Annotated in this window: 26 protein-coding genes and 1 tRNA gene; 21 read left to right on the top strand and 6 right to left on the bottom strand. The window is 70.0% G+C overall.

Annotation, left to right across the window (positions count from 1 at the left end; translation table 11 throughout):
* The first annotated feature begins 8 nt into the window (after positions 1-8).
* The 3 genes from pntB to RBR11_RS03200 all read left to right on the top strand — a co-directional run bounded on the left by pntB (position 9) and on the right by RBR11_RS03200 (position 5,198).
* A complete protein-coding gene (gene pntB / locus RBR11_RS03210) occupies positions 9-1,415 on the top strand; it encodes a Re/Si-specific NAD(P)(+) transhydrogenase subunit beta (RefSeq protein WP_373889768.1) in 1,407 nt (468 codons plus the stop codon).
* Between the two features lie 43 nt (positions 1,416-1,458).
* Positions 1,459-2,103 (top strand): GyrI-like domain-containing protein, encoded by a 645-nt coding sequence (locus RBR11_RS03205; protein ID WP_308487862.1) that lies wholly within the window; start codon positions 1,459-1,461, stop codon positions 2,101-2,103.
* Between the two features lie 209 nt (positions 2,104-2,312).
* Entirely contained in the window at positions 2,313-5,198 is a 2,886-nt protein-coding gene (locus tag RBR11_RS03200) for a phosphoesterase (protein WP_308487861.1), read from the top strand.
* Positions 5,199-5,329: 131 nt separating this feature from the next.
* On the opposite strand, the gene RBR11_RS03195 is transcribed toward RBR11_RS03200, so the two are convergent.
* The 4 genes from RBR11_RS03195 to RBR11_RS03180 form a co-directional block, all read right to left on the bottom strand.
* Entirely contained in the window at positions 5,330-6,109 is a 780-nt protein-coding gene (locus RBR11_RS03195) for a thioesterase family protein (protein WP_308487860.1), read from the bottom strand.
* 88 nt (positions 6,110-6,197) lie between these two features.
* On the bottom strand, positions 6,198-6,764 hold the full coding sequence (locus RBR11_RS03190; RefSeq protein WP_308487859.1) for a 2-oxo-4-hydroxy-4-carboxy-5-ureidoimidazoline decarboxylase: 567 nt from the start codon (positions 6,762-6,764) through the stop codon (positions 6,198-6,200).
* 194 nt (positions 6,765-6,958) lie between these two features.
* Entirely contained in the window at positions 6,959-8,281 is a 1,323-nt protein-coding gene (locus RBR11_RS03185; RefSeq protein ID WP_308487858.1) for an MFS transporter, read from the bottom strand.
* A 290-nt stretch (positions 8,282-8,571) separates the two neighbouring features.
* Positions 8,572-9,276, bottom strand: coding sequence for a GntR family transcriptional regulator (locus tag RBR11_RS03180; RefSeq protein WP_308487857.1), 705 nt, complete (start codon positions 9,274-9,276; stop codon positions 8,572-8,574).
* 120 nt (positions 9,277-9,396) lie between these two features.
* Here RBR11_RS03180 and RBR11_RS03175 point away from each other — a divergent pair, with 120 nt between their 5' ends.
* The 12 genes from RBR11_RS03175 to RBR11_RS03120 all read left to right on the top strand — a co-directional run bounded on the left by RBR11_RS03175 (position 9,397) and on the right by RBR11_RS03120 (position 17,320).
* Positions 9,397-9,795, top strand: coding sequence for a VOC family protein (locus tag RBR11_RS03175; protein ID WP_308487856.1), 399 nt, complete (start codon positions 9,397-9,399; stop codon positions 9,793-9,795).
* A gap of 88 nt (positions 9,796-9,883) precedes the next feature.
* Positions 9,884-10,570 carry an ABC transporter ATP-binding protein gene (locus tag RBR11_RS03170; protein WP_308487855.1) on the top strand — a complete coding sequence of 229 codons (687 nt, stop codon included), beginning with the start codon at positions 9,884-9,886 and terminating at the stop codon, positions 10,568-10,570.
* Entirely contained in the window at positions 10,567-11,877 is a 1,311-nt protein-coding gene (locus RBR11_RS03165; protein WP_308487854.1) for an ABC transporter permease, read from the top strand. The genes RBR11_RS03170 and RBR11_RS03165 overlap by 4 nt, the downstream gene beginning before the upstream one ends.
* Before the next feature lie 52 nt (positions 11,878-11,929).
* Positions 11,930-12,403, top strand: a complete 474-nt coding sequence (locus RBR11_RS03160; protein WP_308487853.1) for a carboxymuconolactone decarboxylase family protein — start codon at positions 11,930-11,932, stop codon at positions 12,401-12,403.
* A 21-nt stretch (positions 12,404-12,424) separates the two neighbouring features.
* Positions 12,425-12,571 (top strand): hypothetical protein, encoded by a 147-nt coding sequence (locus RBR11_RS03155; protein ID WP_308487852.1) that lies wholly within the window; start codon positions 12,425-12,427, stop codon positions 12,569-12,571.
* A gap of 38 nt (positions 12,572-12,609) precedes the next feature.
* Positions 12,610-13,011, top strand: coding sequence for a UBP-type zinc finger domain-containing protein (locus tag RBR11_RS03150; RefSeq protein ID WP_308487851.1), 402 nt, complete (start codon positions 12,610-12,612; stop codon positions 13,009-13,011).
* Between the two features lie 91 nt (positions 13,012-13,102).
* A complete protein-coding gene (locus tag RBR11_RS03145) occupies positions 13,103-14,098 on the top strand; it encodes a pirin family protein (RefSeq protein WP_308487850.1) in 996 nt (331 codons plus the stop codon).
* Positions 14,099-14,111: 13 nt separating this feature from the next.
* Positions 14,112-14,507, top strand: a complete 396-nt coding sequence (locus RBR11_RS03140; RefSeq protein WP_308487849.1) for a GNAT family N-acetyltransferase — start codon at positions 14,112-14,114, stop codon at positions 14,505-14,507.
* A 12-nt stretch (positions 14,508-14,519) separates the two neighbouring features.
* Positions 14,520-16,058 (top strand): SDR family NAD(P)-dependent oxidoreductase, encoded by a 1,539-nt coding sequence (locus RBR11_RS03135; protein ID WP_308487848.1) that lies wholly within the window; start codon positions 14,520-14,522, stop codon positions 16,056-16,058.
* Positions 16,059-16,157: 99 nt separating this feature from the next.
* Complete coding sequence (locus tag RBR11_RS03130; protein WP_308487847.1) at positions 16,158-16,538, top strand: ArsR/SmtB family transcription factor; 381 nt, start codon at positions 16,158-16,160, stop codon at positions 16,536-16,538.
* A gap of 3 nt (positions 16,539-16,541) precedes the next feature.
* Positions 16,542-16,958 carry an SRPBCC family protein gene (locus tag RBR11_RS03125; protein ID WP_308487846.1) on the top strand — a complete coding sequence of 139 codons (417 nt, stop codon included), beginning with the start codon at positions 16,542-16,544 and terminating at the stop codon, positions 16,956-16,958.
* A gap of 26 nt (positions 16,959-16,984) precedes the next feature.
* Positions 16,985-17,320, top strand: coding sequence for a YciI family protein (locus tag RBR11_RS03120; RefSeq protein WP_308487845.1), 336 nt, complete (start codon positions 16,985-16,987; stop codon positions 17,318-17,320).
* 27 nt (positions 17,321-17,347) lie between these two features.
* On the opposite strand, the gene RBR11_RS03115 is transcribed toward RBR11_RS03120, so the two are convergent.
* On the bottom strand, positions 17,348-18,622 hold the full coding sequence (locus RBR11_RS03115) for an MFS transporter (protein ID WP_308487844.1): 1,275 nt from the start codon (positions 18,620-18,622) through the stop codon (positions 17,348-17,350).
* Positions 18,623-18,793: 171 nt separating this feature from the next.
* Between RBR11_RS03115 and RBR11_RS03110 the strand changes: the two genes are divergently transcribed.
* The 3 genes from RBR11_RS03110 (at position 18,794) to RBR11_RS03100 (ending at position 21,870) form a co-directional block, all read left to right on the top strand.
* Complete coding sequence (locus tag RBR11_RS03110; RefSeq protein ID WP_308487843.1) at positions 18,794-20,272, top strand: APC family permease; 1,479 nt, start codon at positions 18,794-18,796, stop codon at positions 20,270-20,272.
* On the top strand, positions 20,269-21,168 hold the full coding sequence (locus RBR11_RS03105; RefSeq protein ID WP_308487842.1) for a universal stress protein: 900 nt from the start codon (positions 20,269-20,271) through the stop codon (positions 21,166-21,168). The genes RBR11_RS03110 and RBR11_RS03105 overlap by 4 nt, the downstream gene beginning before the upstream one ends.
* Positions 21,169-21,252: 84 nt before the next feature.
* Complete coding sequence (locus tag RBR11_RS03100; RefSeq protein WP_308487841.1) at positions 21,253-21,870, top strand: HD domain-containing protein; 618 nt, start codon at positions 21,253-21,255, stop codon at positions 21,868-21,870.
* A 135-nt stretch (positions 21,871-22,005) separates the two neighbouring features.
* Here RBR11_RS03100 and RBR11_RS03095 read toward each other — a convergent pair.
* Positions 22,006-22,079 (bottom strand) — tRNA-Pro (locus RBR11_RS03095).
* Positions 22,080-22,221: 142 nt separating this feature from the next.
* Here RBR11_RS03095 and RBR11_RS03090 point away from each other — a divergent pair.
* The 3 genes from RBR11_RS03090 to RBR11_RS03080 are packed head-to-tail and all read left to right on the top strand — an operon-like array spanning position 22,222 to position 23,916.
* Positions 22,222-22,806: a GNAT family N-acetyltransferase gene (locus RBR11_RS03090; protein WP_308487840.1), complete on the top strand. Its 585-nt coding sequence runs from the start codon at positions 22,222-22,224 to the stop codon at positions 22,804-22,806.
* 55 nt (positions 22,807-22,861) lie between these two features.
* Entirely contained in the window at positions 22,862-23,536 is a 675-nt protein-coding gene (locus RBR11_RS03085; protein WP_308487839.1) for a lysoplasmalogenase, read from the top strand.
* Positions 23,533-23,916: an RNA-binding S4 domain-containing protein gene (locus tag RBR11_RS03080; RefSeq protein WP_308487838.1), complete on the top strand. Its 384-nt coding sequence runs from the start codon at positions 23,533-23,535 to the stop codon at positions 23,914-23,916. The genes RBR11_RS03085 and RBR11_RS03080 overlap by 4 nt, the downstream gene beginning before the upstream one ends.
* The last annotated feature ends 22 nt before the right edge of the window (positions 23,917-23,938 follow it).

Here is a 23,938-nt window from a genome sequence, read left to right as displayed (position 1 = left end):
TGGAGACCCTGCTGACCCCGGCGTCCATCGCCGGAGCCGCGTACCTCGTCGCGGCACTGCTGTTCATCATGAGCCTGGCCGGCCTCAGCCGGCACGAGACCGCCCGTGCGGGCGTCGGCTACGGCATCGCGGGCATGGTCATCGCGCTCATCGCCACGGTCTGGGCCGTCGTCGTCGACGCCTGGGGATCCGGATCGCTCGCGATCGGATCGGTCCTGCTCCTCGTCGCCGTCCTCGTGGGCGGATCGATCGGGCTGTGGCGCGCGCGCGTCGTCGCGATGACCGGGATGCCCGAGCTCATCGCGCTGCTGCACAGCTTCGTCGGCCTCGCCGCGGTGCTCGTCGGCTGGAACGGCGCTCTCGGGGAGAACCACCTCACGGGCGCGCTGCGCGACATCCACCACGCCGAGGTGTTCATCGGCGTGTTCATCGGCGCGGTGACCTTCACCGGCTCGATCGTCGCGTTCCTCAAGCTGTCCGCGCGGATGAAGTCGTCGCCGCTGATGCTGCCGGGCAAGAACGTGCTCAACCTCGGCGCGCTCGTCCTGTTCGTCGTGCTCACGGTCTGGTACGTGATGACCCCGGTGCTCTGGCTGCTGATCGTCGTCACCGTGCTCGCGCTGCTGCTCGGCTGGCACCTGGTCGCGTCGATCGGCGGCGGCGACATGCCGGTCGTGATCTCGATGCTGAACAGCTACTCGGGCTGGGCGGCCGCGGCTGCGGGCTTCCTGCTGAACAACGACCTGCTCATCGTCACCGGCGCGCTCGTCGGATCGAGCGGTGCGTACCTGTCGTACATCATGTGCAAGGCGATGAACCGGTCCTTCGTCTCCGTGATCGCCGGCGGGTTCGGGATCGCCGCGCCGACCTCGAGCGGCGACACCGAGGAGGGCGAGATCCGCGAGGTCGAGGCGGAGGCGGCGGCGACCCTGCTGCAGAACGCCTCGAGCGTGATCATCACCCCCGGCTACGGCATGGCCGTCGCGCAGGCGCAGTACCCGGTCGCCGAGCTCAGCGCAAAGCTGCGCGAGCGCGGGGTGCAGGTGCGGTTCGGGATCCACCCGGTCGCCGGCCGCCTGCCCGGGCACATGAACGTGCTGCTGGCCGAGGCGAAGGTCCCCTACGACATCGTCGAGGAGATGGACGAGATCAACGACGACCTGGCGTCGACCGACGTCGTGCTCGTGATCGGCGCGAACGACACGGTGAACCCGGCCGCCGCCGAGGATCCGGGCAGCCCGATCGCCGGCATGCCCGTGCTGCGGGTGTGGGAGGCCGAGAACGTCATCGTGTTCAAGCGCTCGATGGCCGCCGGCTACGCCGGCGTGCAGAACCCGCTGTTCTTCCGGGAGAACGCGCAGATGCTGTTCGGCGACGCCAAGGAGCGCGTGGAGGACATCCTCCGCGCCCTCTGATCCGCCGCGCGCCTGGGCCCCGTTCCGTGCTGGAATGGGGCCCATGGCGTCCCCGGAGCAGCACGGCCACCCGAAGGCCGACCTCGCGAAGTCCCTCGACGGGTACCGCGCGCGGCGCGGCGGGTTCCGGATCGTCGACCTGCCCGATCAGCGCTACCTCGCGATCGACGGCCACGGCGATCCGAACACCGCCGCCGAATACGCCGACGCCCTCGCCGCCCTCTACCCCGTCGCCTATGCCCTGAAGTTCGCCAGCAGGCGCGAACTCGGGCGCGACCATGTCGTCCCACCGCTCGAGGGGCTGTGGTGGGCGGACGACATGGACGCCTTCACGACGGCGCGCGACAAGTCGCGCTGGGACTGGACGATGATGATCCTCATCCCGGAGTGGATCGGCGAGGATCTCGTCGACGCCGCCGTCGCGCAGGTCCGCGCCAAGAACTCGCCCTCTCGTCTCGACGACGTCCGGATCCTGGCGCTCGGGGAGGGCCGGTGCGTGCAGACACTGCACGTCGGATCCTTCGACGACGAGGCACCGGTCCTGGACCGGATGCATCACGACTTCATCCCGGCGCAGGGCCTGCGCCTGGCCGGCACGCACCACGAGATCTATCTGAGCGACGCCCGCCGTGTCCCGCCGGAGAGGCGCCGCACGATCCTGCGCCAGCCCGTCGCAGATGTGCGCTGACGCCGAAGGGCGCCGAGGGAGCGCGAAGAGGCAGCCGTCACCGGATGCCCCGGAGATGTTCACGAGCCGTTCGCGCTGAGGGCACCGCCGGGGAGCAGTGTCGATAACGCTCCGGTCACGGAGCAACCCTCCCCACCTCCGCTCCCGACGTGCTCCGACGTCTGGGTCGTCGTGCCCGTCGGACGGAACGATCCCCGAAAGGCAGTGCTATGCACGGCAATTCCCCTCGGCGCGGGCCTGACCGCCTGCGCCGAATCTCCTCCTTCGCCCGTGGGCGCCGCGGCCTCACCGTGATCGCGGCCGGCTGCGCCCTCGCGCTGCTCGGCGGCAGCGCGGCGGTCGCCTCCACCATCGCGTTCGGCCAGCAGCAGGTGGGCGCGACCTACGACAGCGGCGAGCAGATCGCGTCCAACCAGACGATCCGGCCCCTCGGCGACCGCCTGATGACACCCTTCGGCAAGATCATGGGCTCGACGGTCAGCCCCGACGGCCGCTTCCTCGTCGCGACGAGCGCCGACCGCTCGGTCGATCTGCAGGTGTTCGACCTGCAGACCTACAAGCCGGTCGCGGCTGCCGGGACGCTCGCGTCCGCCTCGTTCGCGACCGCGGCGAGCAAGGCCGGATTCTCCGGCATGGCGTACCAGAAGATCTCCGACGGCACGGTCGGCCAGGAGGCCCCCGTCTTCTCCCCCGACGGCAAGTTCCTCTTCGCTCCGGTCGCCACCGGCGTGGTGCGGTATCCGTTCAACGCCGACGGCTCCCTCGGTACGGGGACGAAGATCGCGCTGCCGACGGTCAACGGCCAGAAGGCGCTGACCGCGGGCATGACGTTCTCGCCCGACGGATCCGTCCTCTACGCCGCTGTGAACGGGCAGAACGCCGTGGCCGCGATCGACCCCGTCGCCGGCACCGTCGCGAACACGTTCGCCGTCGGGATCGCCCCGCGGCAGCTGGCCTTCGTCGGCACCAAGCTGTACGTGTCGAACGAGGGCGGCCGCACGGCCGCGGCCGGCGAGGCGACCATGGGCTCGTACGGCACGCAGGTCCCCGCCGACACCAATCTGGGCACCAGCACCACCGGCACGGTCAGTGTGATCGACACGGCGAACCCGGCGGCCGCCGCGGCTTCGATCGCCGTGCAGCTGCACCCGACGGCGATGCACCTGGACGGCACGACGCTGTACGTGGCGAACACGAACAGCGACAGCGTCTCGGTCATCGACACCCGCTCCGGGAACGTCGTGCAGACGATCCTCACGCAGCCGTGGGCGTCGTCCCAGGTGGGCTACGAGCCGACGTCGATCACGATGCAGCGCGACCACCTGCTGGTCTCCCTCGGCCGGGCCAACGCGGTCGCGGTGTACAAGGTCGACCAGAAGAACCCGCAGGAGCCGGCGAGCTACCTCGGCCTGCTGCCGACCGACTACTTCCCGGAGACGCTCGCCGCGGTGAACGGCTCGATCATCGTGTCGAACACCCGCGGCATCGACGCGCGCGGCCCCGAGCTGACCTACAACAAGGGCCAGGGCACGACCCCCGCGACCGGGCACGGCACGCACTCGACCACGGCCTCGCTGACCCGGTTCGCGCTCCCCGCCGACGACCAGCTGCAGAAGTACACCGACACGGTGTTCGCGCAGAACGGCTGGACGGGCGGATCCGTCAAGCAGGCCGAGGGCGCCCAGGGCCAGGGCCAGCCGGCCGTCGCGGTCCCGAAGCGGGTCGGCGACCCCTCGGCGATCACGCACGTGTTCCTGATCGTCAAGGAGAACCGCAGCTACGACCAGCTCTACGGCGACATGAAGCAGGGCAACGGAGACCCGTCGCTGACCCAGTTCGGCCAGAAGGTCTCGCCCAACCAGCACGCGCTGGCGACGCAGTTCGGCCTGTACGACAACACGTACGACATCGGCACGAACTCCGCCGAGGGCCACAACTGGCTCATGCAGGGAGACAACCCCGCCTACACCGAGACCAGCGCGGGCGAGTACGCGCGCTCCTACGACACCGAGGAGGACGTGCTCGGCCACCAGCGCTCCGGCTTCCTGTGGACCTCGGTGCAGACCGCAGGCCAGTCCGCGAAGAACTTCGGCGAGTTCGAGTACGGCGAGGGCAAGCCTGCCGGCGCGACCTGGCAGAAGTACTACTGCTCCGCGAAGGACGTCATGGGCGGCGGCGACCCCTCGCAGCTGTTCGATCCGTCGATCAAGCTCAACGCGAGCTCGGCGATCCCGTCCCTCGACGCGATCACGGAGCGCACGGCGGCGCCGTTCGATCTCGCGGTCCCGGACATCTACCGGTACGCGACGTGGAAGCAGAGCTTCGAGAAGAGCGGCCCGTCCAACTTCAACATGATCTGGCTGTCCAGCGACCACACCGGTGGCACCGCGGATCCGGAGGCGCAGGTCGCCGACAACGACCTCGCCGTCGGCAAGATCGTCGACGAGATCTCGCACTCGCAGTACTGGAAGAACTCGGCGATCTTCATCGCGGAGGACGACACCCAGGACGGCGCGGACCACGTCGACGGGCACCGCGCACCGGTCCAGGTGATCAGCCCGTACGCGGTGCACGGCAAGACCGTCAGCACCTTCTACTCGCAGATCAGCATGGTCCGCACGATCCAGCAGATCCTCGGCGCGCAGCCGCTGAACCAGAAGGTCGCCGCCGCGACCCCGATGTTCGACGCGTTCACCGACAAGCCGGACTTCACCCCGTACACGGCCGTGGCGAACCAGGTGCCGCTGACCGAGGGCGTCGTCACCGAGCCCGCATGCGGCTATGACACGCTCGGGGCGACGGGCGACAAGGCCGCGGCGGTGAACGCGGAGGCCGCCAAGGCCGCCGCCGTCCCGGCGTCCCAGCAGGCGCATGCCGCCCAGTGGCAGAAGTGGGCGGAGAAGCAGCGCTTCACGGGGACCGACACCCAGAACGCGGTGCCGGACTTCGACAACCCGGCGCTGATGAACCGCTGGACCTGGTACCAGACGCACCACTGGACCGAGGCGTACCCCGGTGACGCCGAGATCTTCGGCCCGGACGACGTGCCCGGGGTTCCTGCGGGCTCCACGAGCGGGGACGGCGACCTCGGCTGACTGTGCCCCGTCGCCGGCACGAGGCCGGTGACGGATACGGTGCCGGGTCCGACGCACGACGTCGGACCCGGCATCCGCCTCCCGGCTGCGGGCGAGCAGCCGCCGATCGGCGACTCCGCGGCGTCGGACGCTCAGCCGCGCATCGGCCGGACCGTGAGGATCTGCTGCACCGTGCCGATCGGACCGCGGTGGTCGTGCAGCACGGTGTCGGTGAGCCCGAGGCCCGCGGGGCCCACCGTGACCGTCGTGTCGAAGCCGATCCACTCCCCCTCGGGCTGCGCGACGAGGTGACAGGTGAGGTCGACGTTCGGGAACGCCACCTCGGCGGGGGCCATGCGCGGCGTGATCCCGTTGGCGATGTCGACCAGGCCGAGCAGCCGCGCGGTCGGGCTGACGTCCTCGCCCTCGAGCAGCGGCAGCTGCGGGCGCAGCCAGGCCCAGGCCCGGCCGGGCTCGGTCTGCCGGCGGCGCATGTCCACCGTGCGGACGTGCTGTCCCTGCCAGATCTCCCCGGCGGACCACGGCGCGAGCTCGTGCCGGTCCGGCATGGCGGGCAGGGCGCTGCCCGCGAGCGCCGCCGTGTCGGCGGACTGCATCAGCCAGGCGCGGGCGATCACGGCCGCCCGGCCGTCGTGGCTGAGCACCGCCTCGACGAGCTCGATCGTGCGCCCGGGTCGCAGCACTCGCACGTCCAGGTCGACGCACTCGATCGGGATCGTGCCGAGGATGTCGTAGGAGATCCGTCCGAGCTGCAGCTCGCCGCCGCGGCGCGCGTCGTGGTCCCGCTCGATGACGTGCGCGATCAGCCCGAGAGAAGGGGCGATGTGCTGCTCCTCGACGCTCCACGCGCCCTCCACGGCCGAGGTCGGACGGAAGGAGGACGCGTCGAGGCGCTCGAAGTAGGCGGGCATGATCGGATCCTATGTCCTGACCGGACGGGTCCCGCGCGCGATCGTCACAGGGTCGCGCTGACGCAGGCGCGACACTCCCCCGTTCCGATCAGGATGCGGCGGATCCGTCCGTGACGGCCTCCCCGAGCGCGGTGAGGAGCTTGCGGAGGCGGACCTCGACGAGCTTGCGCAGTTCGTCCTTCGCCGCCCGGTTCTCCTCCTCGCGCGTCAGCGCCGTGCGGGATCGGAGCGCATCGAGGATCTGCTCGGTCGACAGGCCGGTCGCGCTGATCAGGAACGTCCGGCCGTGCTTCGCCTCGTACCCCTCGTGCGCGGGCTCGAGCAGGCGCCAGGTCTCCTCGTCGCGTCTGACGAGCCCGGATTCCTGACGGGACCAGCGATCCTCGAGCGAGTCACCCTCCAGCTTCGAGCCGATACGGCGCAATCCGTGGTGGGCAGCATCGACATCGTCGTCGGTGAGGAGATCCACGGATGCACCCGCGGTTTCCAGGAGGCTGCCGACGTCCGCGAAGGGGCGCCGCCCATCGACCGCGACGGCCCACGCCCGCACCGGAAGATGGCAGGACGTGGTGAGCAGATCGATGAACTCGTCGTCCGGCAATCCGTTGAAGGATTCCAGGCCGCGGCTGAGGACGGCGGCGATCGCAGTGGTCATGAACTCTCCGTAACGCACGGTCGCTCACCCCGGCCCGCTGACGGCCTGCGACGATGCGCTGCGATTCTACCGATGCACCCACTGCATTCTCAGGACGACGCCGTTCCCGGTCGTCTCCTTCTGCGCTCACGCCCGCCCAGTGTCCGCATGTCCGGCCGCGGCCCCGAGTCGTGCGGCTCTGGGCGGGCTCTGCGTCAGGGGACCTGGATCGTGGTCGTCAGCACCCGCTTCGGGTCCGGCCAGCGCATCGTGAAGACGGTGACGAGGCCGATGATGCAGACGCCGATCACCCAGAACGCCGGCGACTGGTGATTGCCCGTGCCGGCCACGAGAGCGGTCGCGACAAGGGGCGAGGTGGCGCCGGCGACGACGGTCGCCACGTTGAACCCGAACGAGACGCCGGTGTAGCGCACGGGGCCGGGGAACAGCTCCGGGATCGTGGTGAAGACGGGCACCTGCAGCGTGGCGCTGAGCAGCATGTACAGCACGAACAGGGCCATGATCACGCCGACGGACGCCGTCCCGATGATGCCGAGCATGGGGTAGGTGATGATGATCAGCGCCACGGCGCCGAACACGAAGACGCGGCGCCGGCCGAACCGGTCGGCCGCGAGCCCGACGAACGGCATGGCGATGCAGAGCGCGAGGATCGACCCCGCCGTCATCCAGTACACGATGCTCGCGGGCAGGCCGACGATCTGCTGCAGGTAGATGCTCATGTACGTCGATCCGAGATAGGCGACGCCGTTCGTCGTGATGCCGATGCCGAGCACGACGAGGATCGAGCGCCAGCTGGTCCGGAGCATCTGGAGGAACGGCGCCTTGCTCACCTTCTTCTCGTCGGCGATCTTCAGGAATTCCTCGGTGTCCTGGATCTTGAGCCGGATGACGAGCACGACGACGGTGAGCGGCAGGCAGATCAGGAACGGGATCCGCCAGCCCCATGCCGACATCTGGGCAGGGCTGAGGAACAGCGTCATCGCGCCCACGATCGAGGAAGACAGCACGAAGCCGAGGTTCGTGCCGATCGGGGTGAAGGCGCCGAAGAACGCGCGGCGATGCGCGGGCGCGGACTCGATGATGTAGGTCATCGCACCGCCGACCTCGCCACCGGCCGCGAATCCCTGCAGCGCGCGCACGATCACCAGGAGGACCGGTGCCAGGACGCCGATGGTCGCGTAGGTCGGCAGGAGGCCCATGAGGACGCTGCAGGTGCCCGTCATCACCACGGTGGCGACGAGCGCCGCACGACGGCCTCGGCGGTCACCCACTCGACCGAAGAAGATGCCGCCGAAGGGACGCACGACGTACGCCCCGGCGAACACTCCGAGAGCGGACAGCGTGGAGACGGCAGGGTTGCCCGAGGGGAAGAACAGCGGCCCGATGACGATCGACAGGTACGCATAGACGGTGAAGTCGTAGTACTCGATGACCGTGCCGATGCCGCCCGCGATCGCGGCGCGGACGGCCACTCGCGTTCGGGCCCGGTCGGGAGCCGGTGCTGTCTGCTGAACCATGGCGTGTGTCTCCTTTGACTGGCGTGGTCGGAGGCGGGCGATGACTCGCCGTTCCGAGCACCGAGCCTAGGGGCAGATCGTCAGATCGTAAATGTTTTTACCGATATTTCGATCAAGACCACCACTCCGAAGACGCCGACGGCATCCCGCGCCCGAGGCGAATCAGCGTTCGGCGGCGCACGATCGGATACCGCCTGCACTCGACCTGGCGAGACGGGCGTACGCATTGCCGGCGACCGCCGGGGAGCTCGCGCGCGGCGGCCCGAGCGAGCCGCGCCCGCACGCCCGCATCAGACGCTCGCGCGAGCGGCGTCCTCTGCGGGGTCCCACGTCTTCTGCTGAAGGGCGATCGCGTTGTCCATATGGTCATCGACGGCCTTCATCACGCCCATGATGTCGCGGCGCTCGATCGCGCGGATGATGTCCAAGTGCTCGTCCACCGCGGTCTGCGAGAACGGATAGCGCCCTTCGAGACGAGCGAGGCAGAGGCGGGTCTCGACGAGAAAGGTTCGACTGGCCTTCAGCAGCCGACGGTTCCGAAGGCCGCTGACCAGCGCTTCATGAAACCGCTGATCCGCCGCTGTAATGTCGGATTTCGCGCCGACCCGGAACGCCTCGACCATCGCCGCGTACTCCACGCGGAGCTGCGCCATGACCTCGGGGGCCGGATCTTTGACCAAGGAGACGGCGGCGGACGACTCGACGGTGCGGCGCGCGTTGTAGATGTCGACGATGTCCTCGGGAGAGATCGTGGTCACAAAGACGCCCCGATGCGGGATCGCAGTCAGCAGCCCCTCCTGCACCAGTCGCTGCAGTGCCTCGCGGACCGTCGGACGGGATGCCCCGAAGCGCTCCACCAGGTCCGGCTCGACGAGCTGCTCTCCTTCGCGGATCTGGCCCTCGATGATCGCCTGTCGAAGCCTGTCCGCGATCAGGTCAGGCAAGGACGGCGAGGTCACCCGCTCCACATTCAGCATCGCCCGTTTGCGAGGCATCGCCGACCCCCTCTCCGCCCGCGTCGCGTGCTGAGCACTCTAGCAGGTCAAGATCGTTGGATGATCTGACATTCTATCCGCCCCGGCGCACGGGTCGCGATCCGGCGGTACGATCGCGCCATGTCCCTCGTGCAGGTCGCCCAGCGCGCCGTCGACCTCGAACGCGCCGCCGCCTTCTACGCCGACCTGCTGGGCGCCGCGCCCCTCGCCCGGTTCGACCCGCCGGGGCTCGTCTTCTTCGACCTCGGCGGCACGCGGCTGCTGCTGGAGCGCGGCGCATCCCCCGCCCTGCTATACCTGCGGGTCGAGGCGATCGAGGCGGTCGTCGATCGACTGCGCGCCCGCGGTGTGAGAATCGTCGGCGAGCCCCACATCATCTTCACGCACGCCGACGACAACCTCGGTCCGCGCGGCACCGCGGAGTGGCAGGCGTTCATCGAGGACAGCGAGGGCAACACGGTGGGCCTCGTCGAGCAGCGGCTGCCCGCGGACGACGACGCCGTACCTCGTGCGCAGTAATCGCATCTCCTCCTCTGGGAGGATGCGGGTCGCCCCCACGATCGGGGATCCTGAACCCGGCGGATCCGCCCCTGAGCCTGGAGCCCGAATGACGACCCCCGTGATTTCCGTGCGCGACGTGCACAAGACCTACGGCCGCGGCAGCGGGCGCTTCGACGCGCTGAAGGGGGTGAGCCTGGACATCGCCGACGGCGAGAGCGTCGCCGTGATCGGCAAGAGCGGATCCGGCAAGTCCACCCTGATGCACCTGATGGCCCTCATGGACGAGCCGTCCGCCGGCACGATCGCCCTCGAGGGACAGGACACCGCGACGCTCAAGGGATCCGCGCTGAACCGGATCCGCAACAAGACGTTCGGGTTCGTGTTCCAGCAGTTCTTCCTCACCCCGAACCAGACGGTGCTCGAGAACGTCGTGCTGCCGCTGAAGATCGCCGGCGTCGGGGCCGCGGAGCGCCGTCGCCGCGGGATGGCCGCGCTCGAGCAGCTCGACCTCGCCGACAAGGCGAAGAACAAGGCCGTGAACCTCTCCGGCGGGCAGAAGCAGCGGACGGTGATCGCGCGGGCGCTGGTGAACGACCCGCGGATCATCTTCGCCGACGAGCCCACCGGCAACCTCGACTCGGCCACGGGGGCGGTCGTCGAGGACATCCTGCTGGCGCTGAATCGCGAGCACGGAATCACGCTCGTCGTCGTGACGCACGATGAGGATCTCGCCGCGAAGTGCCACCGCCGCGTGCACATCAAGGACGGCCTGATCGAGCGGGTGGCGGCATGAAGCCGCTCGACCTGATCGGCGCCGCGGTGAGCAGCACGTTCCGCTCCAAGACGCGCACGATCCTCACGATCCTGGCGATCTTCGTCGGCGCCTTCACGCTCACCATCACCAACGGCCTGGGCACCGGGATCAACCGCTACATCGATGACACGGTCTCCGGCTTCGGCGCGAGCGACGTGCTCACCGTCACGAAGAAGGCCGACGCGAGCGCCGCCCCCGGCAGCACCGCCCCGCGGGTGTACGACCCGAGCACGGCGACCACGGGCGGCGGCCGCACCGGCGAGAACACCGTGTCCGTGCTCACGTCGGCCGATCTGGACGCGCTCGCCAAGGTCAGCGGCGTGACGACGGTCAAGCCGGTGCGCTCCGTGTCGATCGACTACATCCAGTCCGGCGGAGGCACGAAGTACGTCATCAGCGCGGCCGGCAGCCTCGTCTCCGGGCAGACCGTGAAGCTCGACGCGGGCGCGAAGCCGGACGACGCCGGCAGCGACCTGCAGCTCGCCCTGCCCAGCACGTTCGTCACACCGCTCGGGTTCTCCAGCGCGAAGGACGCGGTCGGCAAGACCGTGACCCTGGCCGTCACCGATGCGACGCGCAAGCAGCACACCGTCGACGCGACGGTCAGCGGCGTCTCCGAGACGACGTTCAGCCTGACCGGAGGCGCCTCGAGCCTGCTCCCGAACGACGCCCTGACGAACGCCCTCTACACGGCGCAGCAGACCGGCGTGCAGGCCGACCAGCAGAACCGCTATCTGCAGGCGCGCGTCTGGTTCTCGTCCGGCGCCTCCGCCACGCAGGTGAAGGCGCTGCAGGACCGGCTGACCACGGCCGGCTTCACGTCGACCACGCTGCAGCAGCAGCTCGGCACGTTCAAGGCCGTGATCGACGGGATCGTGCTCGTGCTGAACGCGTTCGCGATCATCGCGCTGCTCGCGGCGAGCTTCGGCATCATCAACACCCTCTTCATGTCCGTGCAGGAGCGCACCCGCGAGATCGGCCTGATGAAGGCGATGGGGATGAGCTCGGGGAAGGTGTTCGGCCTGTTCAGCCTCGAGGCGACGTTCATCGGGTTCCTCGGCAGCGCGCTGGGCGTGCTCGGCGGGATGCTCGTGGGCAGCGTGGTGAGCCGGATCCTCGGCCGCAGCCTGCTGTCGGACCTGTCCGGACTGCAGCTGGTCGCGTTCGATGCGCGCTCGATCGTCTTCGTGATCCTGCTCGTGATGGTGATCGCGTTCCTCGCCGGGACCCTGCCCGCCGCGCGCGCGGCGCGTCAGGACCCGGTCGAGTCGCTGCGCTACGAGTGAGAGGGATCCGCGGGGACCGGTAGCCTCGAGAGCATCGACCGGAAGGATCCGCATGCGCCCGTACCTGGACAAGGCCGTCCCCGAGGCCTGGAAGGCCGCATCCGCCTATTCCGAGGCGGTCAAGGAGGCGGCGGCGCTGCACGGGCTCAGCATCGCCGAGACCGAGTACATCAAGGTCCGCGCCTCGCAGATCAACGGCTGCGCGTTCTGCCTCGACCTGCACTCGCGGGAGGCGCGCGATGCGGGGATCCCGCAGCAGAAGCTGGATCTGCTGCCGGCCTGGCGGGAATCGTCGCTGTTCTCGGAGCGGGAGCGGGCGGTCCTCGCGATCGCCGAGGCCACCACCCGGCTGCCGCTGACCGAGGAGTCCGAGGGGGACCTGGCGGGGGCGCGGGGAGAGCTCGGCGACGACGCGTTCGCCGCCGCCGAGTGGGTGGCGCTGACGATCAACACGTTCAACCGGATCTCGATCCTCAGCCAGCACCCGGTCCGCCCGCGCAACGCGGACGGCACGCTGGTCCGCTGATCCGACGCCCGAAGCACGCCGATGAGCAGGAAGAACCCGTGGTTCCGCCCGAAGCGGACCGGCTGGGGCTGGAGCCCGAACACGTGGCAGGGCTGGCTGATCACGGCGCTCGCGGTCGCGATCATCATCGCCGCCGTCGTGCTCACCCGCGGAGCCCTGCACCACTGACTCTGGTCGCCTGATGCCCGGGTGCCTAGACTCGGGCCATGAGCGACGATGCGCGCGTCCCCGCGGACGTTCTGGAGCGCTCCCCCGCCCCGTCCGGAACGGGCTGCCTCGACTGCGAGCAGACCGGCGGCTGGTGGTTCCATCTGCGCCGCTGCGTCGAGTGCGGCCACATCGGCTGCTGCGACGACTCGCTCGCCCAGCACGCGACCCGGCACTACGAGGCGACAGGGCACCGCTACCTGCGCAGCTTCGAACCCGGCGAGGCCTGGTTCTGGGACTACGCGGCGGACGCGCCGCTCCGCGGTGGCGAGCTGCCGGATCCGCAGCAGCACCCGCTCGATCAGGGCGCTCCCGGACCCTCGGACCGCGTGCCCGCGGACTGGCAGCACCAGCTGACGGACGCGCAGGAACGACGCGGGTCCCGGGCGGCCGGACGGTAGACCGTGCCCTGCCGCCCTGCCGTGACGCGCCCGGCACCGGGTGCGCTCCGACCCCGCCCGACCCCGCCGGTGCGGGCCGTATGCTGAGGCGATGAGCGATCTCGAGCGCAACCCGCACCTCGTCGTCCTCGAACCGGGACAGCCGTGCATCGGCGTCGAGGTGCTGCTCCCCCGCGAGGTGCCGCTCGGCGGACCGCGCGCCATGACTGTCTACCGCACGCTGCCGCAGAAGCAGCGCTCCCTCGTCGGCGCCTGGTGCTTCCTCGACCACTACGGCCCCGACGACGTCGCGACGTCCGGCGGCATGGAAGTGCCGCGGCACCCGCACACGGGCCTCGCCACCGTCAGCTGGCTGTTCACCGGCGAGATCGATCACCTCGACTCGGGCGGCAACGCGGCCGCTGTGCGGCCGGGCGAGCTGAACCTGATGATCGCCGGAAGCGGCATCACGCACTCCGAGATCAGCACTCCCGAGACCACCACCCTGCACGGCGTGCAGCTGTGGTACGCCCTGCCCGAGAGCACCCGGTTCACCGACGACCACTTCGCGCACTACGCCCCCGAGCCCGTCACCGCACCGGGCCTGACCGCCCGGGTCTTCATCGGACGGCTGCTCGGCTCGGTCTCCCCCGTCGACACACGCACCCCGGATCTGCTCGGCGCGGAGCTGATCCTCGAGCCCGGCGCGAACACGACGCTGACCGTGCGCGCCGACTTCGAGCACGCGCTGCTGGCCGAGACCGGCGGGATCGAGGTGAACGGCACCGGCGCGGAGCACCGCTCCCTGGTGTACGTGCCGACCGGATCCGACACGATCCACCTCACCGCCGGACCGACGGGCGCGCGGGTGATCCTGCTCGGCGGAATCCCGTTGGGCGAGCAGATCGTGATGTGGTGGAACTTCATCGGCCGCAGCCATGAGGAGATCGTCGAGTTCCGCCGCCGCTATCAGGCCGAGCTCGGCTTCGAGCAGCCCGACCCGCAGGACGCCGGCAAGCCCGCGCTGTTCGGATCCTTCCCGCCCGGGCAGCGCGACCCGCTGCCCGCCCCGGTGCTCCCGACCATCCGGCTCCGGCCACGCAGATAGAAGGACGGATCCTGTGGATCAGACGCAGAGAGACGAGACGAAGACGATGACGCAGGAGCGCTTCACGGTGCAGGACCGTCCCGAGCAGTTCCGGTACGTCCTCCTCGACCGCGGCGAGGACGGCACGCAGGAGAAGGAGATCGGCGAGGAGTCCTACGTCGACGTCGCGGCCGACGACGGCGCGCAGAGGGTGCTGTTCCACACGCTCGTCTCCGACGAGTACGCCGGCCAGGGGCTGGCGTCGATGTTCGTGCGCACCATCGTCGAGGGCCTCATCGCCTCGGGCACCGCGATCGTGCCGGTGTGCCCGTACGTCGCGGCCTGGCTGCCCAAGCACCCGGAGTACGCGGAGCACGTCGTGCAGCCGCAGCGCATCCACCTGGAAGCCATCCGCGACCAGCAGCGCTGAGCGCGCGTTTCCATGGGCACCGACGGACCCGATCGTTCCCGCGACTCCCTCCGCGTCCTCGGCGTCCTCGGCGCCGGGCGCCTCGGCACGGTCCTCGCGGACCTCGCCGTGTCCGCGGGCTACGACGTCCTGATCGCGGGATCGGGGGATCCGGCCCGCATCGCCCGGCCGATGGCCGCGATCGGCGCGAGGGCGACACGCACCGCCGAGGTCATCGAGGCATCCGACGCGATCGTGCTGGCGATCCCGCTCGGCCGGTTCTCGACGCTGCCCGTCGATGCGCTGCGCGGGAAGTTCGTGATCGACGCGGTGAACTACTGGTGGGATGCGGACGGTCTGCGGCCCGACTTCGAGGATCCGCGCACCTCGACGAGCGAGATCGTGCAGCGGCACCTCGTCGGCGCCCGCGTGGTGAAGGCGCTCGGCCACATGGGCTATCAGGATCTGCGCGACGACGCGCGCCCGGCCGGTGCCCCCGACCGCAAGGCGATCGCGATCGCCGGAGACGGCCCCGCCGACCTCGCCGTCGTGGCGCGGCTCGTCGACGACCTCGGCTTCGACCCGGTCGTCGCCGGCCCGCTCGCCGCCGGCATCATGCTCGAGCCCGGCGCCGAGGCGTTCGGGGCCGACGTCGACGCGGCCGAGCTGCGCGCGATGCTCGACCGCTTCCCGACGTCGCAGCGCGGCATCGTCGTGGCACGCGCGCGGGGCGGCGCACTCGGTTTTCCGCGCGGTCATGCTGCGCCCGCCCCCGACGGCGGCCCCGCCTACGATGGCAGGATGACCGGGAAGACACTGTCCGAGCGCACCGCCGTCGTCACCGGGGCGGGCCGCGGCATCGGGAGGGCGATCGCCGTCGCGCTCGCCGAGGCGGGCGCGGAGACCGTCGTGCTGATCGCCCGCTCCGCCGACCAGCTCGCCGAGACGGCGCGTCTCGTCGAAGAGGCCGGCGCGACGGCGAAACCGCTGCCGGCCGACCTCGGGGATCTGGACGCGCTGCGCACGCTAGGCACCCGGATCGCGGCCGCGGTCGGCCGCGTGGACATCCTGGTGAACAACGCCGGCACGGTCGAGCCGATGGGTGCGAGCGGCTCGCTCGACCCGTCCGCGATGCTCGACGCGCTCCGACTCAACGTGGTCGCGCCCGTCGCGCTCGCCGGCGCTCTGCTGCCCGGCATGGCGCAGGGCGGCTGGGGTCGCGTCGTGAACGTCTCCAGTGGCGTGGCCGCCCGCCCCGAGGCGATGATCGGCGCGAGCACGTACGCCGCGACCAAGGGTGCACTCGAGGCCCAAACCCTCTCGATGGCGGCGGAGTACGCCAATACCGGGGTCACCTTCAACGCCTACCGCCCCGGCACGGTCGACACCGAGACGCAGTTGTGGATCCGCTCGCAGGATCCGGCCCGCGTCGGGCGGTCGCTGCACGAGCGGTTCACCGCCCTGCACGACGACGGCGACCTCATCGCGCCGATGGACTCCGCCCGATCGCTCGTGAGCCACCTCGCCGGCGACGACAACGGCCGGGTCTGGGACGTCCGCCACCCGGCCTGACGATCGGCTGACCCCGGCGATCCGGATCGATCCACCGGATCCTGCAGGGTGAACGGATCCGGGTGGACAAGGGATCCGTCTTCACCTACGCTAAACCACATGGTTTATGGTTTGACGGCGGGGCGCGCCCCGCTCACCGAGGACGAGCTGGACGCCGTCTTCGGCGCCCTCGCCCATCCCGTGCGGCGCGCCGTGCTGCACGAGGTCGCGAGCCCGGACCGCCCCGAGGCGATGACCGACCTGGCCGAACGGCTCGACTTGTCCCCGCAGGCGCTGAACAAGCATCTGTCGACGCTCGAGCGCGCGCACCTCATCACGCGTGTGAAGCACGGCCGGGCCACGAGCGCGCAGGCCAACCCCGAAGTGCTCGATTCGGCGAAGGACTGGATCGTCACCATGACCGACTACTGGAACGCGCAGCTCGACTCGCTGCAGCTCTACATCGACTCGCTCCGCAAGCCCACCGAAGACAGGAACTGATCCGTGTTCACCGCCAACGTCGACCGCACCTTCGCCCTCGACATCGAGACCATGTGGGAGCTCTGGACCAGCGCCGAGCACCTCAGCGCCTGGCACCGGCCGTCCCTCGAGTTCGGCCCCACGCTCGCGACCGTCGATGCACGCGTCGGCGGCCGCTACCGCCTCGAGATGCTCGACCCGGCGGGCGAGGTGCATGCCGTCGGCGGCATCTACGTCGAGGTCGATCGTCCGAACCGACTCCTCTTCACCTGGCAGTGGGACGGATCCGACAACGAATCGCTCGTCGAGGTGTCGTTCACCGCGGTGGACGACGGCACCGCCGTATCGATCGTGCACACCAAGCTCGTGGACCAGGCCGATGCCGACCTCCACGCCGAGGGCTGGATCGGCTGCCTGCAGTCGATCGCCGTCCTGTACTGAATCACCTCACCCGAAAGGAAACCATCATGGCCAAGTTCGTTCTCATCTACCACGCTCCGCAGACTCCCGCCGAGGCCGCTCCCCCGACCCCCGAGGGCGTCCAGGAGATGATGGGCGCCTGGATGCAGTGGGCCGAGAAGGTCGGCCCCGGCATGGTCGACTTCGGCACCCCGCTCGCGGGCGGCGTCCGCGTCACCAGCGAGGGCGTCGCGCCCAGCACCAAGGAGGTCGCCGGCTACACGATCATCGAGGCCGAGAGCGCCGACGCCGCGCTCGAGCTCGCCAAAGTGCACCCCCACCTGAACATGCCGGGGGGCTGCAGCATCGAGGTCCACGAGGCGCAGGCCGTTCCGGGGATGTAGTCCTCGGCGGGAGCTCGCTCCCGCGGCTCAGGCCGCCGTCTCCGCGAGAGCCGGCGGCCTTTTCGCGCGGCGGCCGTTCGCGAGAAGCACCGCTGCGGCGGCGAGGCTGAGCACCATGAGCATCAGGAAGGAGAAGGAGAACGACGTGCGGGAGGCGAGCGCCCCGATGGCGAGTGCTCCTACCCCGGTGCCGGCGTCGAAGGCGACATTCCATGCCGTGCTCGCGACGCCTTTCGCGTGCTCCCCTGCGAGCTCGAAGGATCGCACGAGGGTCACGTTCTGCATCGTGCCGAAGGAGGAGCCGACGAGGATCGCGCCCGCGACGAGCACGACAGGCGCGACGGGGCCGGTCACGCCCGCGATGCTCGCGGCGATGGCGGCCAGGCCGAGCACGGCGAGGCCGAGACCGGGCAGGACGAACCGCCGAGCGCCGTACCGGTCGGCGAGGCCACCGGACAGCCAGCGGGCGAGCATCGCCGCGGCGGTGTAGACGAGCAGCGACACGACGGTCAGTGTGGTGCCCGGCACGAACTGCGGAGCGAACGTCGTGATCGCGCCTCCCGCGCAGGTGACCACAACGAGCGCGAGGATCGGCGCCCAGAGTCGCATCAGCGCGTGCCGGTTCGTCTCCGCCTCGCCGTTCGAGCCGGCAGCGGGAGCGGGCGCCGGGACCGCGCCGCGCGTGTGCTGCTCGATCGCCCCGCCCGCCGACAGCGCGAACGGGATCCCCACGAGCGGCAGACCGGCGACGGCGAGCGCGATCGGGAATCCGGCGGTGTCCGCGATCCACGGGGCGGCGGGGGTGAGCACGAGCTGTGCACCGGCGACGGCGAGCCCGTACTCGCCGATCGCCCGTCCGCGGCGTTCGGGCGGGAAGAGCGCGGCGAGCGCCGAAGAGCCGCTCACCGTGATGATCCCGAACCCGATGCCGCGCACCGCGGCGAGCGCGATGATCTGCCACGGCGCGTTCGCGACGATCTCGAGCAGGGCCGGTGCCCCCAGCAGCAGGCACGCGAGCATCAGGCTGACCCGCCATCCGAGCACGGCGCGGGCCCGCTCGACGCCCACCTGGGTCAGGATCGTGGCACCCATGAGCGCGGCGTTGACCAGCCCGGACAGGAACGTCCCACCGCCCACCGCCACCATGTGCATCGGAGCGACCGGCAGCATCACCGCGAACCCGGCGAACGCGAACGTCGTCATGAGCACCAGCGGAGGCATGCCGTGCTCGCGCAGCGGCGGAACACCGCGCACCGGGCGCGCTGCCGCGGCCGCGCCGACGGGGTCCTGAGCGTTCGTCACCGCGACACCCTACCCTGCCCGGGGGATACCGCGGAAAGGATGGTCCGCCCGCGCGACAGTGTCTGGAATCCGAGATGCACAGCGCTCGTCCTGGGTCTTTCGACGCCGCGGCTCAGGAGAACCTGGAATGACCCCGGTCGCCGTCGATCGGTTCTATGCGAAGGAGACGACATGGTCGCCCTAGGACAGCAGCTGCTGAGACGAAAGCCCATCATCCTGCAGCGCAGGCATCATGAGGGGGAAGAGCTCCCCCGCCGGCTGGGCACATTCCAGCTCATGATGTTCGGTGTCGGCGCGACGGTGGGGACGGGCATCTTCTTCGTGCTGAACGAGGCGATCCCGATGGCGGGTCCTGCCGTGATCATCTCGTTCATCCTCGCGGCCGTCACCGCCGGCCTCTCCGCACTGTGCTATTCGGAGCTGGCCGCGGCCATCCCCGTGAGCGGATCGAGCTACTCCTACACGTATCACGCGCTCGGCGAAGGTCTCGCGGTGATCGTCGGCGGCTGCGTCATCCTCGAGTACGGCATCGCCACCTCCGCGGTCGCGGTGGGTTGGAGCGGCTACTTCAACGAGCTGCTGCACAACATCTTCGGCTTCGAGCTTCCGACGGCCCTGTCGATCTCACTCATCCCCGGATCGGACGGTGCGGCCACGGGAGGCTTCATCAACCTGCCCGCCGTGATCCTCGTCCTGCTGTGCATGCTGCTGCTGATCCGCGGGGCATCCGAGTCCGCGACGGTCAACGCGATCATGGTGTGCATCAAGCTCGGCGTGCTGCTGCTGTTCGTGGTCATCGGGTTCACGGCGTTCAACGCCGACCACTTCTCGAACTTCTTCACGCTGGGGGCCGCCGGCGTGAGCACGGCGGCCGGCACGATCTTCTTCTCGTTCATCGGCCTCGACGCCGTCTCGACGGCGAGCGAAGAGGCCAAGAACCCGCAGAAGTCGATCCCGCGCGCGATCATCGGCGCGCTCGTCATCGTCACCACCGTGTACATCCTGGTCGCGCTCGCCGGCCTCGCCGCGAAGCCCGTCGCGTGGTTCTCCACTCCGGGAGCCGGCGAGGCGGGCCTCGCGAAGATCCTCGAGGACGTCACCGGGACCCCGGTCTGGGGAACGATCCTCGCCGCCGGCGCGGTCATCTCGGTGTTCTCCGTGACACTCGTCATCCTGTACGGCCAGACCCGCATCCTCTTCTCGGTCGCCCGCGACGGCCTCATCCCGCACCGATTCCTGCACGTCAACCAGCGGACGATGACGCCGGTGTTCAACACGGTCGTCGTGTCGGTGATCGTCGCCGCCGTCGCGGGTTTCGTGCCGTCGGACTATCTGTGGGACAGCGTCTCGTTCGGCACCCTGGTCGCCTTCGCCATGGTCGCGCTGTCGGTGATCGTCCTTCGACGCCGCCGTCCCGATCTGGAGCGCCCGTTCAAGGTGCCGTTCTATCCGGTCGTGCCGATCCTCACCATCGTCGCGTGCGTCTACGTGCTCTTCAGCCTGAAGCCGGTGACCTGGATCATCTGCGGTGCGTGGCTGGCCCTCGTCTTCATCGGGTACCTGGTCTACGGCCGCAAGCACGCCACGCTCAACAGCTTCATCTCGGAGGAGGAGATCGCCGAGCCCATCCACGAACTGGTCGAGCGATGACCTACCTCGTCGGGTACGGGCCCCGCAACGACGACCGCAGTGCCGTCGAACTCGCCTGCCAGCTCGCGCGTTCCGAGCCCCGCCCCGTCCAGGTCGTGTCGGTCGTGCCGCAGGGCTGGTCCACGCCCGCCGCGAGCGGCACCGACCGCGAGTACGAATCGTGGGCGGCGCACGAAGGCGAGACGGCGGCGGCCCAGGCCCGCGAAGAGCTCGCGCGGCACTCCTCCGTCGACGGCTCCGCCTCCTGGGCGAGCGGACGTTCCGTGCCGCAGGTGCTGATGGACGAGGCCGCCCGACAGGACGCCTGGATGCTGGTGGTCGGTTCCAGCGAGGAGGCGGCGGCCGGCCGCATCCGGCTGAGCTCGAAGACGGACCGTCTGGTGCATTCGGCGTCGATCCCCGTGGCCGTGGCACCGCGCGGCTACCGGAGCTCTGCCGCCGTGACGCGGGTGACCGTCGGGTTCCGGGACGACGACGCCGGCTGGTCGCTGCTCGACCGCGTGGCAGAGCTCTGCCGGCGGATCGACGCGCGCGTGCGCCTGGTGACGTTCGTGGTGGCTCCCGCACGGCGCCCCGTGACGACGCCCGTCAGTCACGTGGAGACGCAGGTGATCGAGCTCTGGAAGGGACGAGCCGGCACGGCGCTGGACCTGGCGCAGGATCATCTCCGCCGGAGGGGCTTCGCCGAGGACCGGATCGAACAGCGTCTGGTCGAAGGCGGCGACTGGGAACGCGCGATCGGTGCCCTCGACTGGACGGACGGCGACGTGCTGGTCGTCGGATCGTCCTCGACGCACCCGGTGGCCCGCGTGTTCCTGGGATCGAGCGCCGCCAGGATCCTGCGCAACGCGCCGGTGCCCACCGTGATCGTGCCGGGCACGGGCGGCGCCTCCTAGACGGCGCTGCCGGACGGATCGGCCGATCACGACACGATTCGCTGACCGTGTGTCCCCGCCCGGCGGCGGCGATAGATTGCCACGGTGAAGACACCGGCTGACTACCTGGAGGCGCCGTCGGACCTCGCGCATCGTGCGATCGAGACGGCTCGGACGTGGCTCGATCCCCGTATCCTCGCGCACAGCGAACGCTCATGGGTGTTCGCCGCCGCGCTCGGCGAACAAGAGGGACTCGACTTCGACCCTGAGATCCTCTGTCTGTCGAGCATGCTCCACGACCTCGGGCTCGCAGAGCCGTTCGACGCGCACCGTGCGCCGTTCGAGCAGGCGAGCGGCGCGGTCGCGACGATCTTCGCCGCGGGCGCGGGAATGCATCCACCCCGAGCTCGCGCCATCGCAGTCGCGATCGAAGCCCACATGCGGGACGAGATCGATCCCGTCAGGACTCCCGAGGGCTATCTCCTCGAAGCCGCCACCGCGCTCGATGTCTGCGGGCGCGACCTGGACCAATGGGACGCGCGGCTCCTGAGAGAGGTCGTCGAACAACTCCCACGCACAGACTTCACGGAGCAGTTCACGCATGCCATCCACCGAGATGCCGCTCGCAAACCCGGGACTGCCGCAGCAGCACTCGACGGCTCCGGCAGAATCCGAACCGGGGAGGAGATCTGGAGCACGTTCCTTCGCCGATCAGCGCCGTGAAAACGGTGCCGTGTTCTGCCTCAAGGCGCGATGACCATTCAGTGCAAGCGATGGTGCGTTGAGGAGGACCACGCCGAACTCACTGCGAATACGACGAAGCCCCGGTGAGATTTGGGTTCTCACCGAGGCTTTCTGTCGGGCTGACAGGATTTGAACCTGCGACCCCTTGACCCCCAGTCAAGTGCGCTACCAAGCTGCGCCACAGCCCGTGGACGACCGCGCCGGAGCGCGGGCAACTCCCCCATCGTAGCCGACTCACAGGGCGTCCGCGAACGCACGACACGGCCGGGCGCGGCGCGGGTTCCGTCGCGCGCTCGAGGCGATGTCGGACCCGGGGCGTAGGGTGCCGGCATGACCACGATCACGACGAGGGCCGCGACGCCCGCCGAGTGGGACGACGTCCAGCGCGCGCTCACCGGGGGCGGCGACGGTGCCTCCTGCCAGTGCGTCTGGCCGATGCTGCGCAGCAAGGACTGGAACGCGACGACGAAGGATCAGCGCGTCGAGATGCTCCGTGACGAGATCACTGCGGGTCCACCGCCGGGCATCGTCGCCTACGTCGACGGCGATCCGGCGGGCTGGATCCGGATCGGGCCACGGCCCGCGCAGGCACGTCTCGTCTACACGCGCGCGATCGCCGCGGCGACGCCGGAGCCGCTCGATGACGACCGCGTCTGGGCGGTGAGCTGCTTCTCCGTGCGGCGCGAGCATCGGGGCAAGGGCCTGAATGCGGCGCTCCTGAAGACCGCGGTGGAGTACGCGAGGGAATCCGGGGCGCGGAGCATCGAGGGCTATCCGATCGACACGGCCGAGGTGCAGGTGTCGACGAACGATCTGTTCCACGGAGCGCTCTCGACATTCGTCTCGGCCGGGTTCTCGGTCGTCGGACATCTGAAGTCCGGGCGCCCCCTGGTGAGCCTGTCCCTCGATGGATAGCCGCGCCGCGACAGCCTTCGCGGGTGCCGGCCCGCCCGGATCCTACGATGGGGTGATGCAGAGCCGCACCCGACTTCGCGCCCTGTGGCCGTTCATCCCGTACATCGTCGTGTCGGTGATCCACGTGATCTCGAACGCGACGCACGGGCCGCTCACGACGCCCACGAAGGCGCTGCTCATGCCCCTGCTGGCCCTGCCGGTGCTGCTGGCGTGGAAGCGCCTCGGGCCGCGCCGTGCGGTGATCCTGCTGCTCGCCGCACTGTTCTTCTCCTGGCTGGGCGACGAGGCCGGCCTGTTCTTCCCGGCGGCGCCCGAGCTGCCGCTCATGCTCGGCTTCTTCGGCGTCGCGCACGTCGCGTACATCGTGCTGTTCCTGCGGCATCTGCGTGTCCAGCGATACCCGCTGTGGACGCTCGGGTACGCGGCCTGGTGGATCCTGATGATGGTCATCCTCGGACCGCACACCGGATCGCTGCTGATCGCCGTGGGGGCATACGGGATCGTCCTCGCCGGCACCGCCGCCACATCGGCCCGGTGCCGTCCGATGATCGCGTGGGGCGGGGCGTTCTTCCTCGCCAGCGACTCGATCCTCGCGTTCCGGCTCTTCGAACCCGCCGCGATGCCCGACTGGACAAGCCCGATGGTCATGGTCACATACACGATCGGGCAGGGGCTCATCGTCGCCGGCGCCCTGATCGCGCTGCGCCGACCGAGGATCTTCCGCCGATGAACGCCGACCCGTGGGCGAGCGGCCCCGTCCGCATCGACAGCTGGCTCTGGGCGGTCCGGGTGTTCAAGACGCGCTCCGCGGCGACGACCGCCTGCCGCGCCGGGCACGTGCGCCTGAACGGCGAGCGGGTGAAGGCCGCGCAGACCGTGAAGATCGGCGACGAGCTGCGGATCCGGATCAGTGGTTTCGACCGGATCCTGATCGTCCGCCAGACGCTCGTGAAGCGGGTCGGCGCACCGCTCGCGGCGGTCGCCGCGGAGGACCGCACTCCGGCGAGGGATCCGATGGCCGCCGCGGGTCTCCGCGACCGGGGCGCGGGACGGCCGACGAAACGCGAACGCCGGGACATCGACCGACTGAGGGGTCGGGAGCGGGACTGAACGGAATTCGGTTGGGGAGTCG

Origin of the sequence: Microbacterium capsulatum, assembly GCF_030865425.1 — a bacterium.
GTDB classification, from domain to species: Bacteria; Actinomycetota; Actinomycetes; order Actinomycetales; family Microbacteriaceae; genus Microbacterium; species Microbacterium capsulatum.
The sequence above is the reverse complement of the archived record's forward strand: the minus strand, read 5'-3'. Positions and strand labels throughout refer to the sequence as shown.

Coding starts and splice junctions, on each gene's coding strand:
- RBR11_RS03090 (WP_308487840.1), top strand. CDS start 22,222: ATGACCACGATCACGACGAGGGCCGCGACGCCCGCCGAGTGGGACGAC.
- RBR11_RS03160 (WP_308487853.1), top strand. CDS start 11,930: ATGCGCCCGTACCTGGACAAGGCCGTCCCCGAGGCCTGGAAGGCCGCA.
- RBR11_RS03190 (WP_308487859.1), bottom strand. CDS start 6,764: ATGACCACTGCGATCGCCGCCGTCCTCAGCCGCGGCCTGGAATCCTTC.
- RBR11_RS03155 (WP_308487852.1), top strand. CDS start 12,425: ATGAGCAGGAAGAACCCGTGGTTCCGCCCGAAGCGGACCGGCTGGGGC.
- RBR11_RS03200 (WP_308487861.1), top strand. CDS start 2,313: ATGCACGGCAATTCCCCTCGGCGCGGGCCTGACCGCCTGCGCCGAATC.
- RBR11_RS03205 (WP_308487862.1), top strand. CDS start 1,459: ATGGCGTCCCCGGAGCAGCACGGCCACCCGAAGGCCGACCTCGCGAAG.
- RBR11_RS03175 (WP_308487856.1), top strand. CDS start 9,397: ATGTCCCTCGTGCAGGTCGCCCAGCGCGCCGTCGACCTCGAACGCGCC.
- RBR11_RS03135 (WP_308487848.1), top strand. CDS start 14,520: ATGGGCACCGACGGACCCGATCGTTCCCGCGACTCCCTCCGCGTCCTC.
- RBR11_RS03085 (WP_308487839.1), top strand. CDS start 22,862: ATGCAGAGCCGCACCCGACTTCGCGCCCTGTGGCCGTTCATCCCGTAC.
- RBR11_RS03195 (WP_308487860.1), bottom strand. CDS start 6,109: ATGCCCGCCTACTTCGAGCGCCTCGACGCGTCCTCCTTCCGTCCGACC.
- RBR11_RS03105 (WP_308487842.1), top strand. CDS start 20,269: ATGACCTACCTCGTCGGGTACGGGCCCCGCAACGACGACCGCAGTGCC.
- RBR11_RS03170 (WP_308487855.1), top strand. CDS start 9,884: ATGACGACCCCCGTGATTTCCGTGCGCGACGTGCACAAGACCTACGGC.
- RBR11_RS03180 (WP_308487857.1), bottom strand. CDS start 9,276: ATGCCTCGCAAACGGGCGATGCTGAATGTGGAGCGGGTGACCTCGCCG.
- RBR11_RS03145 (WP_308487850.1), top strand. CDS start 13,103: ATGAGCGATCTCGAGCGCAACCCGCACCTCGTCGTCCTCGAACCGGGA.
- RBR11_RS03150 (WP_308487851.1), top strand. CDS start 12,610: ATGAGCGACGATGCGCGCGTCCCCGCGGACGTTCTGGAGCGCTCCCCC.
- RBR11_RS03120 (WP_308487845.1), top strand. CDS start 16,985: ATGGCCAAGTTCGTTCTCATCTACCACGCTCCGCAGACTCCCGCCGAG.
- RBR11_RS03080 (WP_308487838.1), top strand. CDS start 23,533: ATGAACGCCGACCCGTGGGCGAGCGGCCCCGTCCGCATCGACAGCTGG.
- RBR11_RS03110 (WP_308487843.1), top strand. CDS start 18,794: ATGGTCGCCCTAGGACAGCAGCTGCTGAGACGAAAGCCCATCATCCTG.
- RBR11_RS03185 (WP_308487858.1), bottom strand. CDS start 8,281: ATGGTTCAGCAGACAGCACCGGCTCCCGACCGGGCCCGAACGCGAGTG.
- RBR11_RS03165 (WP_308487854.1), top strand. CDS start 10,567: ATGAAGCCGCTCGACCTGATCGGCGCCGCGGTGAGCAGCACGTTCCGC.
- RBR11_RS03130 (WP_308487847.1), top strand. CDS start 16,158: ATGGTTTATGGTTTGACGGCGGGGCGCGCCCCGCTCACCGAGGACGAG.